The organism is Micromonospora sp. NPDC049049 (assembly GCF_040649115.1).
Lineage (GTDB): Bacteria > Actinomycetota > Actinomycetes > Mycobacteriales > Micromonosporaceae > Micromonospora.
In genome coordinates this window covers 1-18,336 of sequence record NZ_JBEZEX010000027.1, presented here as the reverse complement: position 1 = coordinate 18,336, position 18,336 = coordinate 1, and the positions used below count along the sequence as shown (strand labels likewise).

General features: G+C 71.1%; 16 protein-coding genes. 5 read left to right on the top strand and 11 right to left on the bottom strand.

Annotated features, from left to right (window positions below; genetic code table 11):
- Nucleotides 1-22: 22 nt before the first annotated feature.
- The 9 genes from rdgB to AB0B68_RS24360 form a co-directional block, all read right to left on the bottom strand.
- Nucleotides 23-640 (bottom strand): RdgB/HAM1 family non-canonical purine NTP pyrophosphatase, encoded by a 618-nt coding sequence (rdgB, locus tag AB0B68_RS24400; RefSeq protein ID WP_357262924.1) that lies wholly within the window; start codon nucleotides 638-640, stop codon nucleotides 23-25.
- On the bottom strand, nucleotides 637-1,362 hold the full coding sequence (gene rph, locus AB0B68_RS24395; protein ID WP_357262921.1) for a ribonuclease PH: 726 nt from the start codon (nucleotides 1,360-1,362) through the stop codon (nucleotides 637-639). Before rph ends, rdgB begins: the two co-directional genes overlap by 4 nt.
- A 135-nt stretch (nucleotides 1,363-1,497) precedes the next feature.
- Complete coding sequence (locus AB0B68_RS24390) at nucleotides 1,498-2,241, bottom strand: MBL fold metallo-hydrolase (protein WP_357195310.1); 744 nt, start codon at nucleotides 2,239-2,241, stop codon at nucleotides 1,498-1,500.
- Between the two features lie 223 nt (nucleotides 2,242-2,464).
- Nucleotides 2,465-3,430 (bottom strand): pyridoxal-phosphate dependent enzyme, encoded by a 966-nt coding sequence (locus AB0B68_RS24385; protein ID WP_357262918.1) that lies wholly within the window; start codon nucleotides 3,428-3,430, stop codon nucleotides 2,465-2,467.
- 11 nt (nucleotides 3,431-3,441) lie between these two features.
- Entirely contained in the window at nucleotides 3,442-3,843 is a 402-nt protein-coding gene (locus AB0B68_RS24380) for a MoaD/ThiS family protein (protein WP_357262915.1), read from the bottom strand.
- Between the two features lie 65 nt (nucleotides 3,844-3,908).
- Nucleotides 3,909-4,397, bottom strand: coding sequence for a M67 family metallopeptidase (locus AB0B68_RS24375; RefSeq protein WP_357195301.1), 489 nt, complete (start codon nucleotides 4,395-4,397; stop codon nucleotides 3,909-3,911).
- A gap of 52 nt (nucleotides 4,398-4,449) precedes the next feature.
- The gene (locus AB0B68_RS24370) at nucleotides 4,450-4,950 is read right to left on the bottom strand and encodes a DUF2017 domain-containing protein (protein WP_210780952.1); all 501 of its coding nucleotides are present in this window, start codon (nucleotides 4,948-4,950) and stop codon (nucleotides 4,450-4,452) included.
- Nucleotides 4,947-5,237, bottom strand: coding sequence for an ATP-dependent Clp protease adapter ClpS (gene clpS / locus AB0B68_RS24365; RefSeq protein WP_357262912.1), 291 nt, complete (start codon nucleotides 5,235-5,237; stop codon nucleotides 4,947-4,949). Before clpS ends, AB0B68_RS24370 begins: the two co-directional genes overlap by 4 nt.
- Before the next feature lie 148 nt (nucleotides 5,238-5,385).
- Entirely contained in the window at nucleotides 5,386-6,894 is a 1,509-nt protein-coding gene (locus AB0B68_RS24360) for a hypothetical protein (RefSeq protein ID WP_357262909.1), read from the bottom strand.
- 235 nt (nucleotides 6,895-7,129) lie between these two features.
- Here AB0B68_RS24360 and AB0B68_RS24355 point away from each other — a divergent pair, with 235 nt between their 5' ends.
- Genes AB0B68_RS24355 through AB0B68_RS24340 form a run of 4 tightly spaced genes read left to right on the top strand, consistent with a single transcriptional unit; the run spans nucleotide 7,130 to nucleotide 13,032 of the window.
- The gene (locus AB0B68_RS24355; RefSeq protein WP_357195294.1) at nucleotides 7,130-9,808 is read left to right on the top strand and encodes a LuxR C-terminal-related transcriptional regulator; all 2,679 of its coding nucleotides are present in this window, start codon (nucleotides 7,130-7,132) and stop codon (nucleotides 9,806-9,808) included.
- A 16-nt stretch (nucleotides 9,809-9,824) separates the two neighbouring features.
- Complete coding sequence (locus AB0B68_RS24350; RefSeq protein ID WP_357195291.1) at nucleotides 9,825-11,111, top strand: nicotinate phosphoribosyltransferase; 1,287 nt, start codon at nucleotides 9,825-9,827, stop codon at nucleotides 11,109-11,111.
- A 51-nt stretch (nucleotides 11,112-11,162) separates the two neighbouring features.
- Entirely contained in the window at nucleotides 11,163-11,744 is a 582-nt protein-coding gene (locus AB0B68_RS24345) for an isochorismatase family protein (RefSeq protein WP_357195288.1), read from the top strand.
- A 40-nt stretch (nucleotides 11,745-11,784) separates the two neighbouring features.
- Nucleotides 11,785-13,032: an MFS transporter gene (locus AB0B68_RS24340; protein ID WP_357195285.1), complete on the top strand. Its 1,248-nt coding sequence runs from the start codon at nucleotides 11,785-11,787 to the stop codon at nucleotides 13,030-13,032.
- Nucleotides 13,033-13,814: 782 nt separating this feature from the next.
- Here AB0B68_RS24340 and ctaD read toward each other — a convergent pair.
- Nucleotides 13,815-15,575 carry a cytochrome c oxidase subunit I gene (gene ctaD / locus AB0B68_RS24335; RefSeq protein WP_210780947.1) on the bottom strand — a complete coding sequence of 587 codons (1,761 nt, stop codon included), beginning with the start codon at nucleotides 15,573-15,575 and terminating at the stop codon, nucleotides 13,815-13,817.
- Nucleotides 15,576-15,705: 130 nt separating this feature from the next.
- Nucleotides 15,706-16,812 carry an FAD-dependent monooxygenase gene (locus AB0B68_RS24330; RefSeq protein WP_357194834.1) on the bottom strand — a complete coding sequence of 369 codons (1,107 nt, stop codon included), beginning with the start codon at nucleotides 16,810-16,812 and terminating at the stop codon, nucleotides 15,706-15,708.
- A gap of 299 nt (nucleotides 16,813-17,111) precedes the next feature.
- Between AB0B68_RS24330 and AB0B68_RS24325 the strand changes: the two genes are divergently transcribed.
- A complete protein-coding gene (locus AB0B68_RS24325) occupies nucleotides 17,112-18,233 on the top strand; it encodes a cellulose binding domain-containing protein (protein WP_357194836.1) in 1,122 nt (373 codons plus the stop codon).
- Nucleotides 18,234-18,336: the final 103 nt, after the last annotated feature.

Sequence of the window (18,336 nt, the reverse complement as noted above, 5' to 3'; positions counted from 1 at the left end):
GGTCGCTGTCGTCCGCCGCGGGTCAGGCGGCGGGCGGCAGCACCTTGGCGACCAGCTTGGCCAGCTCGCGCAACGCCTTGCCCCGGTGACTGATCGCGTCCTTCTCCGCCGGGGTCAGCTCGGCGTTGGTCCGGTCCTGTCCGTCGCCCAGGAAGATCGGGTCGTAGCCGAACCCACCGTCACCACGCGGCGCGCGCAGCACCCGACCGGACTGCCGGCCGTCGACGAGGTGCTCCTTGCCGCCCGGCAGCACCAACGCGACGGTGCAGACGAACGAGGCGGCCCGCTGCTCGTCGGGCACGTCGCCGATCTGGTCCAGCACCAGCTGAAGGTTGGCCCGGTCGTCGCCGTGCTTGCCGGACCAGCGGGCGCTGAACACACCCGGCATCCCGTTGAGCGCGTCGACAGCGAGCCCGGAGTCGTCGGCGATGGTCGGCAGGCCACTCTGCCGGCAGCCCTCCCGCGCCTTGATCAGCGCGTTCTCGCCGAAGGTCAGGCCGGTCTCCGGCAGCTCCGCGTACTGCTCGATGTCATCCAGCCCGAGCAGGGCGATCCGGTGCGCGCCGAGCGCGCCGTCCAGGATCCGCTGAAGCTCGACCAGCTTCTTACGGTTACGGGTGGCGAGCAGGACCTTGTTCATGCGAGTGCCTTCCGCTGGGCTTCGGCCAACTCGGCGCAGCCGGCGACGGCCAGGTCGAGCAGGGCGTCGAGCTGGTCGCGGGCGAACACGCCCGCCTCGCCGGTGCCCTGCACCTCGACGAAGTCGCCAGCGCCGGTGCACACCACGTTCATGTCCACCTCGGCGGCGACGTCCTCCTCGTAGCAGAGATCGAGCCGGGCCTCCCCGGCGATGATCCCCACGCTGACCGCGGCCACCGAGCGGTGCATCACCTTCTCCGGCTTACCGGCCAACGACTTGCGGGCGGCGAGCCAGCCCACCGCGTCGTGCAACGCGACGTACGCGCCGGTGATCGCGGCCGTGCGGGTGCCGCCGTCGGCCTGGAGCACGTCGCAGTCGAGCACTATCGAGTTCTCGCCGAGCGCCTTGAGGTCGATGCTGGCCCGCAGACTACGGCCGATCAACCGGGAGATCTCATGGGTACGGCCACCGACCCGGCCCTTGACGCTTTCCCGGTCGGAGCGGGTGTTGGTGGCCCGGGGCAGCATCGCGTACTCAGCGGTCACCCAACCGAGCCCGGAGCCCTTGCGCCAGCGAGGCACCCCCTCGGTGACGCTCGCCGTGCAGAGCACCCGGGTGCCGCCGAACTCGACGAGCACCGAGCCCTCCGGATGGGTGCTCCAGCCTCGGGTCAGGGTCACCGGTCGGAGTTGAGAGGGCCCTCGCCCGTCAGGTCGCGCCATGCCTGCACCCTATGCGGTGCGGCGATCCACCCCGCTCGCGGTGCCCAGGAGAACGTCCGCGTCGTGCACACCGAGGAACCCGGCAACCGCGGCCGGCCAGCCGAACTCCTCGGCCCGCGCCCGGGACCCGGTGCGTCAGATGTCGTAGCTGGCGCCGGGCCGGACCACCTCGAGCGGCCCGCTGTACGCGGCGGCGGCCGACTCCAACGTGTGCGCCTCGCTGCCCCAGGCGGGCACCAGGTGGGTGAGCAGCAGTCGACCCACAGCGGCCTTGGTCGCCGCCTCGCCGGCCTCCCGGCCGGTCAGGTGCAGATCCGGCGGATTGTCCACGCCGTCGAGGTAACTGGCCTCGCAGAGGAACACGTCGGCGTTCTGGGCCAGCCGCAGCAGCGCCTCACAGGGCGCAGTGTCCGACGAGTAGCACAGCGAACGGCCGTCGTGCTCCAGCCGCACACCGTACGTCTCGACGGGGTGGTTGACCCGGTCGACGGTGACGGCGAACGGGCCGATCGGGAAGGTGCCCGGCTGGAGCGCGTAGAACTGGTACACGTCCTCCACCGAACCGTCGTCCCCGTAGGCGGCGCTGAGCCGGTCCGGCGCGCCGGCGGGCGCGTACACCGGCAGCGCCGGGTAGGGGCCGTCCGGGGCGTACCGGCGCACCACCACGTAGAGCACGGCGTCGAACATGTGATCACAGTGCAGGTGGGTCAGCAGGATGGCGTCCGGGGCGTGCAACCCCGCGTACCGCTGGAGGCTGGACAGCGACCCCGAGCCGAAGTCGACCAGGAGCCGGAAACCGTCGGCCTCGACGAGGTAGGCCGAGCAGGGCGACTCGGGGCCAGGGAAACTGCCGGCGCTCCCCAGAACGGTCAGTCGCATCGAGTGGTCTCGCTGTCACTGTCAGTAGCAGCTGTGCCGGCGATAGTCCCAGCCATGATCTCTACCGACGCGTACGCCACGCTGCGCAGCCTACGCTGGCGCACCCGGCAGCAAGAATCATCCAACGGAAGTTGTCACGAACGTGACACCTGCTCGCGGTACATCACAACGCGGACGGGCCGTCGACGAATGTCGACGGCCCGTAGTCGGCAGACCAGATCGGTCAGGCCCAGAGCTGCCCCTCCAGGGCGTCCTCGGCGTCGGCGAGGGTGCCGCCGTACGCGCCGGTGGACAGGTACTTCCATCCACCGTCGCAGACCACGAAGGCCACATCGGCCCGCCGGCCGTCGCGCACCGCCTCGTGCGCCACCGCCAGCGCGGCGTGCAGGATCGCACCGGTGGAGAAACCGGCGAAGATGCCCTCCACCTCCACCAGCTGGCGGGTGCGCAGCACCGCGTCCCGGGTGCCGACCGAGAACCGCCGGGAGAGCACCGAGGCGTCGTAGAGCTCCGGAACGTACCCCTCGTCGATGTTGCGCAGCCCGTAGACCAACTCGCCGTAGCGCGGCTCGGCAGCCACGACCTGAATGCCCTCGACCTTTTCCCGCAGATAACGCCCGGTGCCCATCAGGGTGCCGGTGGTGCCCAGCCCGGCCACGAAGTGCGTGATGCTGGGCAGGTCGTGCAGCAGCTCCGGCCCGGTCGTCTCGTAGTGCGCCCGCGCGTTCGCCTCGTTGCCGTACTGGTAGAGCATCACCCAGTCGGGGTGCTCGACGGCGATCTGCTTCGCCGTGGCGACCGCCTGGTTGGAACCACCCGCCGCCGGCGAGAAGATGATCTCGGCCCCGTACATCCGGAGCAGCTGCACCCGCTCGGTGGAGACGTTCTCCGGCATCACGCAGACCAGCCGGTAGCCGCGCATCTTCGCCACCATGGCCAACGAGATGCCGGTGTTGCCGCTCGTCGGCTCGAGGATGGTGTCACCAGTGCGGAGCCGGCCAGCCTCCTCCGCCGCCCGGACCATGAACAGCGCCGCGCGGTCCTTGATGCTGCCGGTGGGGTTGCGGTCCTCCAGCTTGGCCCAGAGCCGCACCGGAGGGGCACCCTCGGGCGCCGTCGGGGACAGTCGGGGCAGGCCGACCAGCGGAGTACCCCCGCAGGCGTCGAGCAGGCTTTCGTACCGCGCCATGGCGGCCGACCTCAGCGAGCCGCGACGGCGTCGCGGGCCAGCACGTCGACGGCACCCTGCGAGCTGATGCTGTGCGAGCTGATCGCCGCTGCCGCAGCGCTGTGCGAGCTGATCGCCGCTGCCGCAGCGAAGCCGAACGCACCGCCGGCCACCGCCGGCAGGATGGTGACGCTGTCGCCGTCGGAGAGCTTCGCGTCGAGCGCACCGAGGAAGCGGACGTCCTCGTCGTTGACGTAGACGTTGACGAAGCGGTGCAGCGTGCCCGCGTCGGTGATCAGCCGGCCGCGCAGACCGCCGTGCCGGGAATCCAGGTCGGTGAGCAGATCGGCGAGCGTGTCGCCGGTGCCGTCGACGACCTTGGCGCCGCCGGTGTAGCTGCGCAGGATGGTGGGGATGCGAACCTCAATAGCCATGATGGGGAACTCCTCGATCGGGTGTGCCTACGGTGACGGGACGAGATGGCTGCGGCGCTGACAGGTCAGCGGCCGGAACACTCGTAATCGACCGTCGCCGGGCTCTGCCCGAACATGTAGGACTGGACGGCGTGCGGGTCGACACCGGCCTCCACGACACGGACCGGCTCCTCGGTGATCACGCCGTCGACGATCCGGAACGACCGGATCTCCTCCGAGTCGGGCTCACGGGTCGAGACGAGCAGGTAGTGCGCCCCCGGCTCACCGGCGAAGGCGACGTCCGTCCGCGACGGGTACGCCTCGGTGGCGGTGTGCGAGTGGTAGATGACGACGGGCTCCTCGTCCCGGTCGTCCATCTCCCGCCACACACGCAGATGCTCCATCGAGTCGAACTCGTAGAAGGTCATCGACCGCGCCGCGTTGTCCATCGGGATGTGCCGGGTCGGAGTGTCACTGCCGACGGGACCGGCGACCACGCCGCACGCCTCGTCAGGGTGATCCCGGCGCGCGTGGGCGACGATCGCGTCAATGATCGACCGGTCGATGCTCAGCACGTGCACCAGCCTAACGCCTGCCGGGCACAGGTCGAAGTGGTGCCGGTCACCCTTAGTCGATCAAGGCGTTGAGCAGCGACTCCTGTAGATACCCGAGATAGGCGTAGACCGAAAGCTGGAACACCCGGCTGGAACCCGGGTCCTCAGCGACAGCGTCGTCCAGCTCCTCGCCCAGATCTGTGCCGTCCTTGATCTCCAGGCGGACGCCCATCGCGAGCCGTGCGTCGTTCAGCGCCCGCAACCACGCCTCGGCGGCCTCGGCGTCCAGCCGCACCTCGCCGCCGGCCTCGTCCGGCAACGCGGCCAGGATCGCCCCCGCCTGATCGATCTTCGCGGTCTTCAGGTCGCCCTCGGTGTAGCGGCGAAACTCGGCGGTGCCCGGAGCGTCCTGCGGGTAGACCGCCGGAAAGAGCCGACCGACCACCGGGTCGGTGTGGTCGAAGCCATCGGTGAGCAGACCCACCACCTCGGAGGCGACCTTGCGCAGCACCCGCACCTCGTCGACGGCGAAGACGGCGACGTAGTGACCGGCCTGGCGATGGAACATGCTCATGATCTGTCCACCGTCGCCCACAGCCCGTACGCGTGCAGCTGCGACGCGTCGTGCTCCATCCGTTCGCGGGCACCGGTGGAGACCACGGCACGGCCCTTGTGGTGCACGTCCAGCATCAGCTGTTCGGCCCTCTCCCGGCTGTAGCCGAAAAGCTTCTGGAAGACCCAGGTCACGTACGTCATCAGATTGACCGGGTCGTCCCACACGATCGTCACCCACTGCCGGTCGGACGCCGGCACCTCTTCAGTGTCCGGCGTCTCGACCGGTGCAACCTGCGGAGCCGCCATGCCCCCCATCGTGCCACCGGTTTCCCGGAACCGAGGAACCGGAACGCCGGACCGGCGCGGATCACCCACCCCGGCCCCTCCCGACCCGCCCCGGACGCCATCGGCGGCGGGGTCCGGCCCGGACCCGGACCAACCGGTGGGCGCGCCGTCAGGCGAGCAGAATGCCGTGATCGACTGCATCGGAGAGCACCACGCCCAGCGAGAGGCGGATCACCTCGAACCGTCGGGAGATCTCCCTGGACAACCCCAACTCGACCTCGCGCACCGCCCGCTGGGACCAGGCTCGCGCCGCGCTGTGGTCGCCGTTGCCCGGCGTACGCCACTGCTGCCAGCACCCGCCGGAGAGCGCCACCGCAATGGGCGGGAGCACCTCGTCCCGGGACGCCATCGGATAGCTGGCGGCGGCGTCGATCGCCTCCAGGCCGGTCAACTCGGCCACGCCCGCCGTGCTGGTGATCAACAGCACCTTGTCCAATTCGTGGCCGGGCCGGTGATCGGCCAGGCCGTACTGCACAGCGGTGGCGATCCGGCGGCGCACGCCTTCGGCCGGCGGCGCGCCGAGCACCTGGGACGCGACGTCGGTCATGATGCCGCGCACCGCCTGGTCGCACTGCGCGGTCGCCAACAACGACAACGCCGCCATCTCACGGTCGAGGAGATCGGGTAGGCCGGCAAGGCCGACTCCGAACACGATCTCCTGAACGGCCCGAAGGTGGATGTTCGCCAACTCCAGGGCGAGGTGCTGGCGGATCCGCTGAGCACACGAGCGGGCATGGCGGTCGAGCCGCTCGGACCAGTCACCCGGATCGGCGGCCACGGCCACGCGGCCCTGCTGGCCCGGCAGGATCGGTGGGTCGACGCTGGCCCGCTGCAACCCCTCACGCGACGCCCAACCCACCAGCGCCCGCCGCAGGTCGGCGGCAGTGTCGGCGCCGTCGACCGGGAACCACCGCGCGCCGGCCAGCGCCGGCACCGCGGCCAGGAGCGCCGCCCGATGCGCCTCCACAGTGACCGCGACCGCATCCACCTCGGTCTCCGCATCCCCGACCGGCGGGACGGACGCCCCCGCGCCCTCCGTAGTCGCCGTGCCGTCGGCCAGCGGAGCCCACCCCGCCGCGCCCGGGGTGACCGCGAAGACGACCTCCACCGAGGTCGGGGCGACTTCGGCGAGCAGGTTCAACTCGGCGGCGGTGAAGGCCTGGTCGGCGGCGATCACGAAGAGCAACACGCCGGCCCGGCCCACCGCTTCGAGCAGCACCCGGGTGCCGGACACACCGAGGGTGGCGGTGTCCGGAACGTCGACCAGGGTGAAGTGCCGCAGCAGCGGCTGGGGCACGCTCAGCTCGACACGCCGGGGCGGGCGGGCCAACGCCGGACCGGCGGCGTCCCGGTCCGCGCCGTACGAGTGCGGCTGCCGGTAACCGGGCACGAACGCCGCCCGGGTGGGCACCTTGGCGTCGCGCATCACCAACCAGCTGCCCGCCGGCACTGTGAGCATGACCGGGTCGAGCTCGAGCAGGGTGGCCAGCACAGCACGCCGCTCAGCACCGGCCGGGCCAACGGCGACCACACCAAGCGGCTCATCCGGGGCAGCGCCGGACACGCCGACCCGGGTGGGGAGGGGGCCGCAGGTCGGTAGGTCTGCTGGACCGGTCATGTCGTCCGGCGAATCGACCGAGGGGAGAGGGCCCTGCTTCATCAGGTGCCTCCCGTTGCGGGTGACCGGAGATCCGGTCGCGGAATTTCCGGTACGTCAATCGGATGTCGGAAGACTACGGGCGGGCCGACGACCGGGCGGAACACCTCGAATACTCAGCGGTAATTGTGCGATTACTCAACTTCGCACGGTGACGGTACGGGCGCGGACGGATTCCGGTCGATATGCTGCGCGAATGAGTCGATGGGAGTTCGTCGGCCGCACAGATGAGCTCAACCGTTTGCTGGAGGCCGTGACCGGCGAGGCCGGCCGCGGGCTCTTCTTCAGCGGCAGCGCTGGCATCGGCAAGAGTCGCCTGCTGCGCGAGGGCGTGGGCGCGTTGCCCACCGACCGGTTCGCGATCTGGTCCATCGCCGCCAGCGCCACCACTGCGGCGCTGCCATTCGGTGGGCTCGTCCAGGTCCTCCCCGCCGAGCAGCCGCAGGGCCTCTCCCCCGCCGGCATCCTGCGCTGGGCGCTCAACGTGCTGCAACAGCAGGCGGCCGGCCGACGGATCGTGCTCGCCATCGACGACGCCCACCTGCTCGATCCCCCCTCGGCCGCACTCGTGCATCTCGTCGCCCGCGCCGAGAACGCCACAGTGGTCGGCACCCTGCGCGACGGTGAGCAGATCCCGCTGCCGATCCGCGCGCTCTGGACCGACGACCTGGTCGAGCACGTCGAGCTGACCCCGATGCCGCAGGAGGAGACAACCGACCTGCTGGCGGCGATCCTGGGCGGCCCGGTCGACGCCAACTCGGCCGACCGGCTCGGCCGGCTGTCGGCCGGCAACCCGCTGCTGCTGCGCGAGCTGGTGCACGCGGCCAACGGCAGCGCCGAGTTGAAGCGCACGTACGGGATCTGGAAGTGGACCGGGCGACTGGAACTGGCGCCCAACCTGACCGACCTCATCGACACCCGGGTCGGCAAACTCACCGACGGCGTCCGCGCGGTCGTCGAGCTGGTCGCGTTCGGCGAACCACTGGGCCTGCACCTCCTGAGGCAGGCCGCCGAACAGTCGGACGTGGAGACCGCCGAGGAACGCGGGCTGATCACCGTCATCCAGCACGACCGGCGCACCAACGTCCGGCTGGCACACCCGCTCTACGGCGAGGTGATGCGCCGTCGCTGCCCGGTCAGCCGCACCCGCCGGCTTCAGGCACACCTCGCCGAGTTGCTCGAGCAGGTCGGCAAACGCCGACGCGACGACCTGTTGCGGGTGGCGGTCTGGCGACTCGACTCGGGCACCGCACAGGATCCGGCTCTGCTGCTGGACGCCGCGGTGCAGGCGTTCACCCGCTACGACGTGCCGCTGGCGACCCGCCTGGCGCGGGCCGCGCTGCACACCGACGGCGGCTACGACGCGGCGGAGCTGCTGGCCACCATTCTGATGTTCGCCGACCGGCCCGACGAGGCGATCGACGTCCTCGACGCGGTCACCCCCAAGCCCGGCGACGAGCGGCGGCTCTGCCGGTGGCTGACCGTACGCGGCATGGTCAGCTACTGGGGGCTGAGCCGGCAGTCCACGGTGGAGGAGATCGCAAGCCGGGCCGAGCAGCTCAGTGACTCCGCCGACCGGTCCCGGGTGCACGCATTCGAGGCGATCATGCGCCTGCACCGCCTGGACACGGCCACCGCCGTGCAGCTCAGCCGACGGGTGCTCGACCGTCCGGCGGCAGGCGTCGCCGCCCGCGAGCTGGCCCGCTCCACCATCGCGTACGTCCAGGCCGCGCAGGGCGAGCTGACCCGCAGCGGTACGGCGATCGCCCAGGTGCACTCGGCCGCGGCGAGCTGGCGCACCGACATGCCGTACCTCCAGCTGGCCCTGGAACTGGCCCGAGGCACCCGGCTCATGCTCACCGGCGACCTGGCCGGGATCGACGCGATCGTGGCCGACGAGTTCGCCGACCTCGCCGGAGCCGGCGACTTCCGCCTCGGCACCGGCTACCTGGCCATCCTCCAGGCGTACGCGGCCCGGCTGCGTGGGCAGAGCGACGCGGCCATGCGGACCTCGCTGGGTGCCTGCGCGGTGCTGGCCACGAGCCGGGTCTACGCCGGTCTGGCCCAGGCCGAACGCGCCCAGGCGGCGGCGCTGCGCGGTGACGCCGCGCAGGCGGTTGCGGCGATGGCCGAAGCCGACCGCACGCACGCGCCGGGCATGGCGGTGCTCTACCCGTGGCTGGAGCAGGCCCGGGGCGCGTCGCTCGCCGCGTCGGGCGACCTGCCGGGCGCGGTCAAACACCTCGGTGACCTGGTGGACCGGCTGCGCTCCGACGGCTTCGCCGGGCACGAGGTGCATGTCCTGCACGACCTCGTCCGACTCGACCAGGCGGGCATGGCTGTCGGCCCCACCTGCTCCGACGGCAGCCGCCGCACCGTCGCGCAGCGCCTCGCCGAGCTCTCGGAGCGGGTCGACGGGGTGCTCCCGCCGCTGCTGGCCCGGCACGCCCGCGCCGCGGTGACCGACTCCCCCACCGATCTGCTGGCGGTCGCCGACGACTACGCCGCCCTGGAGTTGACCGTGTACGCCGCAGAGGCCACCTCCCAGGCCGTCCAGCGGCTACGCCGGCAACACTCGGCCGCCGCCAACGACGCCCGGGAACGCCTCGCCGGGTTGCTCGGGCGCTGTGACCTGATCCGGACGCCGGCGCTCCAGGCCGGCGCGCCAGTGCTCACCGAGCGGGAGTGGCAGGTGGCGCGCCTCGCCGCGCACGGCGCTCCCAGCCGGGCCATCGCCGAACGGCTCTACCTCTCGGCGCGCACAGTGGAGAACCACCTCCAGCGGATCTACGCCAAGCTCGGCGTCACCGCCCGGGCCGAACTGTGGGCGGCGTTGCGCTCGATCCCGGGCCACGACGGCGGCGACCCGAGCTGAACCTTAGGCTGGGGCGGTGAGCAACCACCGCCCCGCGCTCCTGACCGACCACTACGAGCTGACCATGGTCAGCGCGGCATTGAAGGACGGCACCGCCGACCGCCGGTGCGTCTTCGAGGTGTTCAGCCGCCGGCTGCCCAGCGGCCGCCGGTACGGCGTGGTCGCCGGGACGGCCCGGCTGATCGAGCTGATCCGCGACTTCCGGTTCGACCCCACCGAGGTCGATTTCCTGCTGCGGACCGGGGTGGTCGACGAGACGGCGGCGGCGTGGCTCACCGACTACCGCTTCACCGGCGACATCGACGGGTACGCCGAGGGTGAGCTGTTCTTCCCCGGTTCACCGATCCTCACCGTCTCCGGCGGCTTCGCCGAATGCGTGGTGCTGGAGACGGTGGCGCTGTCCGTGCTCAACCACGATTGCGCGGTGGCCGCCGCGGCGGCCCGGATGGTGACCGCGGCGCGGGGCCGGACGCTGATCGAGATGGGGTCGCGTCGGGCACACGAGGAGGCGGCGGTGGCCGCGGCGCGGTCCGCGTACCTGGCCGGGTTCCGGTTCACGTCCAACCTCGCCGCCGGCGCGCGCTACGGCATCCCGACGGCGGGCACGGCAGCGCACGCGTTCACCCTGCTGCACGACGACGAGCGGGCGGCGTTCGCCTCGCAGGTCGCCACGCTGGGCAAGGACACCACGCTCCTGGTCGACACGTACGACATCAGCCAGGGCATCCGCAACGCCATCGCGGTGGCCGGGCCGGACCTGCGGGCGATACGGATCGACTCCGGCGACCTCGCGGTGATCGCTCAGCAGTCCCGGGAGTTGCTCGACTCGCTGGGCGCCACCGAGACCAAGATCATCGTTTCCGGTGACCTGGACGAGTACGCGATCGCAGCGCTGGCCGCCGAACCGGTGGACATGTACGGCGCCGGCACTGCCGTGGTCACCGGCTCCGGGGCACCGACCGCCGGGCTGGTCTACAAATTGGTCGAGGTCGAGGGCCGGCCGGTCGTGAAGCGATCCGAGCACAAGGCCACCATCGGCGGTCGGAAGGTAGCGGTCCGCCGGCACAAGCCGACCGGCACCGCCACCGAGGAGGTCATCGTCCCGCAGGGCGTTCCCGACCGGCAGCCCAACGACCGCCTGCTCCAGCAGTCGTACGTGGTCGCCGGCGAGTCGGTGACGCTGCCCACCCTCGACGAGTCACGGGAGCACCTGCGGGAGTGCCTGATCTCCATCCCGTGGGAGGGACTGAAGCTCTCGGCCGGCGACCCGGCCGTGCCGGTCACCGTCGTACCCGCTGGCTGAGCCATCCCCCGAGCACCACCGACCGACAGTGCGGAGAGAGGAAACCCCCCGATGGCCAACGCGCTGATCATCGTGGACGTGCAGAACGACTTCTGCGAGGGCGGCTCGCTGGCCGTCGCGGGCGGCGCAGGGGTGGCCGCCGGCATCTCCCGGTTGCTCGCCGCCGAGCCGGACCGGTGGACGCACGTGGTCGCCACCAAGGACTACCACGTCGACCCGGGTGCCCACTTCGGCGATCCCCCGGACTTCGTGGAGTCCTGGCCCCGGCACTGCGTGGTCGGCACCAGCGGTTCGGAGTTCCACCCGGAACTGAACACCGCGAAGGTCGAGGCGATCTTCCACAAGGGCGAGCACGCGGCGGCGTACTCCGGTTTCGAGGGCCATGCCGAGGACGGCGAGTGCCTGGCCGACTGGCTGCGCCGGCGCGACGTGGACCGGGTCGACGTGGTCGGCATAGCCACTGACCACTGCGTCCGGGCGACCGCGCTGGACGCCGCCCGCGAGGGTTTCGCCACCACCGTGCTGCTGGAGTTGACCGCCGCCGTCGCCCCGGCGACCACCGACGTGGCCCTACGCGCGATGGAGGGCGCCGGGGTGCTCATGCACGGCCAGCCTGTGATCAGGGCCGCATGAGGCGCTAATTGGTTGGCCAAGGGGCCGCCGCCGGTCGAGGATGTCGCCGGAGGTACGGACCCACGTGAACATGAAGCCTTACCGGCGGGCGCTCGCCCTGCCCGGCCTGCGGTCGCTGCTACTGGTTGCCGTCCTCGCCCGCATCCCGCTCACCGCGACCGGGGTGACGCTCACCTTCCACGTGGTCCTCGATCTTGATCGTGGCTATGGGGCGGCCGGCCTGGTGGGCGCGGCGGTCACGGTGGGCGCGGCGATCGGCGGGCCGCTGCTCGGCCGACTCGTGGACCGGCGTGGACTGCGCCCGGTCCTGGTGCTCACCGCGATCGCTGAGGCGATCTTCTGGTCCACCGCGCCGTCCCTGGCGTACCCCGTGCTCCTGCCGGCCGCCTTCGTGGCCGGCTCCCTGGCCCTGCCCATCTTCTCCGTGGTCCGTCAGTCGATCGCCGCGCTGGTACCCGAGGACCAACGCCGCCAGGCCTACGCACTGGACTCGATGTCGGTGGAGCTGTCCTTCATGATCGGCCCAGCGTTGGCGGTGGCCCTGGTCACCGCGATCTCCGCGCAGACCACCATGTATCTGGTTGGCGGCGGCATCGTCGCCGCCGGGATCGCCCTGTGGGTCGTCAACCCACCGATCCGGGAGGCCAACGAACCCACCGGCCCACAACGCCGGGTGCCACGCCGGGAGTGGCTGACCCCGCGACTGCTCGCCATCCTGGCGCTCAGCGCGGCCGCGACCCTGGTGCTCGGGGGCACCGACGTGGCGGTGGTCGCTGTCCTGCGAGCCAGCGGCGAGGTCGGCTGGACCGGCGTGGTCCTGGCCATCTGGGCGGTCGCCTCGCTGGCCGGCGGTTTCGCCTACGGGGCAGTACACCGCTCGTTCTCCCCGCTGGCACTGACCGCCGCGCTGGCCCTGTGCACCATTCCGGTGGGGCTGGGCGGTGCGCACTGGTGGCTGCTGTGCCTGGCGCTGATCCCCGCCGGCGCGCTCTGCGCGCCGACCATCGCGGCCGGCTCGGACGCGGTCAGCCGCCTGGTTCCGGCCGAGGTACGCGGCGAAGCGATGGGCCTGCACGGCTCTGCGGTCACCGTCGGCATCGCGGTCGGCGCACCGCTCGCCGGCGCGGTGATCGACGCCAGCGCGCCACTCTGGGGCTTCGTGGTGACCGGGGCGCTCGGCGCACTGGTCACCCTGGTGGTGCTCCCGATCGAGTTGCGCCGCCGCCGCATCGCCGAAGCGGCCACCCCGCCGCCCGCCGAGGCCGACCTCACCCTCACCGCCCGCTGACAGCCGGGCCCAGATCCAACGGCCCGGCCCGGACAGGGCAATCTAAGCCGGGCACGCCCCGGGCAGCAGCCCAGGCCGGGCCGCGCACTGCGGGCCAGGGCCGCGCAGTGCAGGCGGGGCCGCGCACTGCAGGCCGGACACTGCCGGCCGTGCGGGCCAGACACTGCCTGCCGGGCGGGCCAGACACTGCCTGCCGGGCGGGCCGAGCGCTGCGGGCCGGGCAGGGCAGCCGGGCAGGGCAGGGCAGCCGGGCAGGGCAGCCGGGCACGAGGCGGGGCGTGGCGCTCAATATCTGACGTAGCTACATCGGCCCCGTCAGTCTCAGGCATGCCGGGATAACTGCAGATCGCGGTATCCGCCCGACAGCCGGCAGGCATACACGCCATGAAGCGTGATGTCTGTGAGTCATCGTGATGACTCACAGACATCACGCTCATGAGCGACTTCGCCTGCCCTGGCGCCGCGCCGCCGCCGGACGGGCCGAGCCGCCGCCAGCCGGGGCCAAGCTGCACCGGGCCAGGCCGAACCGAGCCAGGCCAGGCCAGGCCAGACCGAGCCAGGCCGGACCAGGCCAGGCCGGACCGAGCCGGTCCAACGCTAGGCCGGGCAGAAACGGACCGAGCGAACCGTCCCGGGACGGGCCGACGCCGAGCGGGCCTGGGGAGCGAAGGGGAGCGGCCGGAACGAGGGCGAGCAGTAGGAGTGACAGTGACTGGAAATGGCGACGGGCGCCGCTCCCGGTGTCCCGGGGGCGGCGCCCGTCGTACTGCTGAGCTTGAGCGTCAGTGCCGGTCGACGTCGCTCGCGGTGTCCTCGCGGTAGCTGGCTCCGCCGTCCGACTCGCTGGTGAGCGGCTTGGCGCCACCCTCCGGCGGACCGGCCAGGCTCTGGCCACCGGCCGCCAACTCCGGGAACTTCGCGTCGAACGCCGGCCGCTCGGAGCGGATCCGCGGCATCCGGTCGAAGTTGCGCAGCGGCGGCGGGCTGCTGGTCGCCCACTCCAACGAGTTGCCGTGACCCCAGGGGTCGTTCACCTCGACCACCGGGCCGGTCTTGTACGACTTCCAGCAGTTGTAGATGAACGGCAGCGTGGAGATACCGGTGATGAACGCGCCGATCGTGGAGATCGTGTTCAGCGTGGTGAAGCCGTCGCTGGGCAGGTAGTCGGCGTACCGACGGGGCATGCCCTCGTTGCCGAGCCAGTGCTGCACCAGGAACGTGGTGTGGAAGCCGATCATGGTGAGCCAGAAGTGCACCTTGCCCAGGCGCTCGTCGAGCATCCGGCCGAACATCTTCGGGAACCAGAAGTAGATGCCAGCGAAGACCGCGAACACGATGGTGCCGAAGAGCACGTAGTGGAAGTGCGCCACCACGAAGTACGAGTCCGACACGTGGAAGTCGATCGGCGGGCTGGCCAGCAGCACACCGGTGAGACCACCGAAGAGGAACGTGACCAGGAAGCCGACCGCCCAGAGCATGGGCGTCTCGAAGCTGATCTGGCCCCGCCACATGGTGCCGATCCAGTTGAAGAACTTCATACCGGTCGGCACGGCGATCAGGTAGCTCAGGAAGCTGAAGAACGGCAGCAGCACCTGGCCGGTGGCGAACATGTGGTGCGCCCAGACGCTCATGGAGAGCGCGGCGATCGCGACGGTCGCGGCGACCAGACCCTTGTAGCCGAAGATCGGCTTGCGGGAGAAGACCGGGATGACCTCGCTGATGATGCCGAAGAACGGCAACGCCACGATGTAGACCTCGGGGTGCCCGAAGAACCAGAACAGGTGCTGCCAGAGCATCGGCCCACCGGTTGCCGGGTCGTACACGTGCGCGCCGAGGATGCGGTCCGCGGCGAGCGCGAAGAGCGCGGCGGCCAGCAGCGGGAAGACCAGGATCACCAGAAGGCTGGTGACCAGGATGTTCCACGTGAAGATCGGCATCCGGAACATGGTCATGCCGGGCGCACGCAGGGTCAGCACCGTAGTGATCATGTTCACGGCGCCGAGGATGGTGCCCAGGCCGGAGATGGCCAGACCCATGATCCACATGTTGGCGCCGACGCCCGGCGAGTGCTCGACGCTGCTCAGAGGCGCGTACGCGAACCAGCCGAAGTCAGCGGCGCCACCCGGGGTGATGAACCCGGCGGTCGCCATCGTTCCGCCGAACAGGTACAGCCAGTAGGCGAAGCTGTTCAGCCGGGGGAAGGAGACGTCAGGCGCGCCGATCTGGATCGGCACGATGTAGTTCGCGAAGGCGAACACGATCGGCGTCGCGAAGAACAGCAACATGATCGTGCCGTGCATCGTGAAGAGCTGGTTGTACTGCTCGGGCGACAGGAACTGCAGCCCGGGTCGTGCCAGCTCAGCACGCATGACCAGAGCCATCAGGCCACCGATCATGAAGAACACGAACGCGGTGATCATGTACATGATCCCGATCTGCTTCGCGTCCGTGGTTCGCAGCAGCCGCGCGATGGCCGACCCCTTGACCGGCTCCCGGACCGGCCAGGGCCGGGTCACGACCGGCTTGGGTGCGACGGTGGTCACGAATGGCCTCCGGTTCTCGGTTGTCCCGCTCGGCACACGCTGGTTATCGGCGGGCCGTCATCCGCAAGGAGGATAGTCCCCGGCAGGTCGCAGCGCCGCGTGGGGTGGCGTGACACGATCTACTACGGGCCTACAGCGGGCCGAGCAGGAGCCGGTAGTGCTCCCCGAAGATCCGGTCGCCGCGTCCGCGCAGCAACGGGTCGCGCAGCGCCGGCGGGACGTCCCTGGTGCGGTTGCGGTCCCGGGTCCGGTCCCGCACCCATCGGGTACGCGGACGGCGACGACTCTCGTACGCCACCAGGGCCGCCTCCACGCTGTTGGCGGCGCGCAGCGACTCGGCCAGCACCACGGCGTCCTCCAGGGCCATTGCCGCACCCTGCGACAGCGTCGGCGCGGTGGCGTGCGCGGCGTCGCCTACCAGCAGGACTCGCCCCCGGTACCAGCGACCCAACTCCACCTCGTCGGTGATCCCGACGTGCACCTCGTCGAGGGCCGCCAGCACCTCGGGCACCGGGCCGCGGTACTCGGCGAAGAGGTCCCGCAGCCGGGCGAGGGGGTCGGCGGGCTCCTCGGTGCCGGCCTCGTCGGCATAGATGTGCAGCCGTCCGGCACCGATCGGCACCATTAGGAACCCGGAGCGCTGGCCGAGCAGCGCGGTCCACTCGGTGACCGGTGGGCCGTCGCGCAGGAGGGCCCGGTAGACGACCTGCCCGACGGGGCGCGGCGGCCCACCGAGCGCGGCCAGCGCGCGGACCGAGGAGCGTGGCCCGTCGGCACCGATGACCAGGTCGTACTCCGTGGTGGTGCCGTCGGTGAAGGTGACGCCCACCGCGCCCGGGAGCAGCTCCAGGGTGCGGACCTCGGCGCCGTGCCGGACGGCGCCGCCGGCACCGCTGAGCAGCACCCGGTGCAGGTCGGCCCGGGGCAGCGCCCGGCACTCGCCGACGCCGGCCCAGAGGGCGTCGAGGTCGACCTCGCAGAGTTGCGCGCCAGCGGCGTCGTAGAACCGCTGCCGGTGGATCACCTGCCCGACCGGCCTGACCGGGTCGTGCAGGTCGAGCCGGTGCAGCGCGCGGGCGGCGTTGCCGGGCAGGTAGAGACCGGTCTCGGTGGACTCCCCCGGTGGCAGCTTGTCGGTGACGTCGGGCCGGAAGCCCGCCAGGCGCAGCGCCCGGGCTACGGCCAGGCCGGCGATGCCCGCGCCGACGACGAGGATGCGCAGGGGGGAGCCACCCATGGTGGTGTACGCCTCCGGAGGGGGAGCGGCACGCGTTGGAGGCAACACGCTACTCGGAGCGATCGGCGCACACCAGGCCCAATCGGTCCGCTCCCCGCCGCTCGTCGGCGACCCGAGCCGCTTGGCCGGCCGTCCGTCGGCAGCCGTCCGGCGGGGCATGGCAATCCTCACAATTCACCAGTTCGACGCGGACGGTTGCGCACCAGTTTCAGACATGTAAATGTGTCGTTGAGCGTGGGAGCGCTCCCGCACCACCCCACCACATCCGGCGCCCGGCACGCGCCGAGTCGAGGAGTGTCATGAAACGTCAACTTCGGGCCTTGGCCGCCGCCGGGTTGCTGGTCGCCAGTTCACTGGTGGCCGTGGCCCTCGGCGGGAGCGCCTCCGCCGACACCCAGATCTGCGAACAGTACGGCTCGACAGTCATCCAGGGCCGCTACGTGGTGCAGAACAACCGCTGGGGCACCACCGCCCAGCAGTGCATCAACGCCACCAGCAACGGCTTCGAGATCACCACGCTGAACGGGAGCAGCCCCACCAACGGGGCGCCCACGGCGTACCCCTCGGTGTTCTTCGGTTGTCACTACACCAACTGCTCCCCCGGCACGAACCTGCCGATCCAGGTGAGCCAGATCAGCAGCGCCACCAGCAGCATCTCCTACCGCTACGTCAGCGGCGCCACCTACAACGCGTCGTACGACATCTGGCTGGACCCGTCGCCCAAGCGGGACGGGGTGAACCAGATGGAGATCATGATCTGGCTCAACCGGCAGGGCCCGATCCAGCCCATCGGCTCGGTCGTCGGCACCACGAACCTGGCCGGCCGGACCTGGGAGGTCTGGCGGGGCAGCAACGGCTCCAACAACGTCATCTCCTACGTCGCGTCCTCGGCGATCTCCAGCCTGAACTTCAGCGTGCTGGACTTCATCAACGACACCCGTAACCGGGGCGCGATCACCAACTCCTGGTACCTGACCAGCATCCAGGCCGGCTTCGAGCCGTGGCAGGGCGGTGTCGGCCTCGCGGTGACCTCGTTCTCGGCCAACGTCAACGGTGGCGGTCAGCCGCCCACCAACCCGACGACCCCGCCGCCGAGCGGTGGCGCGAGCTGCGCGGTGAAGTACACGGCGAATTCGTGGAACAACGGCTTCACGGCCGACGTGCAGATCACCAACACCGGGTCCAGCGCGATCAACGGTTGGACGCTGAACTACAGCCTGCCCGGCGGGCAGACGGTCACCAACGCCTGGAACGCCACGGTGAGCCAGAGCGGGTCATCGGTGACCGCCCGCAACGTCGGCCACAACGGGTCGGTCGCACCGGGGGGCACGGCCAGCTTCGGCTACCAGGGCACCCTGAGCGGGGCCTACTCGTCCCCGACCAGTTTCTCGCTCAACGGGGCGACCTGCTCCCGCTCGTGAACTGACGGTGGGGGCGCGACCGTACGGTCTCGACCACCAGCAGCCGCAGCCCACCGGGCAGGGCACGCTGCGCGGCAAGCAGGCGGTCCACGACACCCGCGCG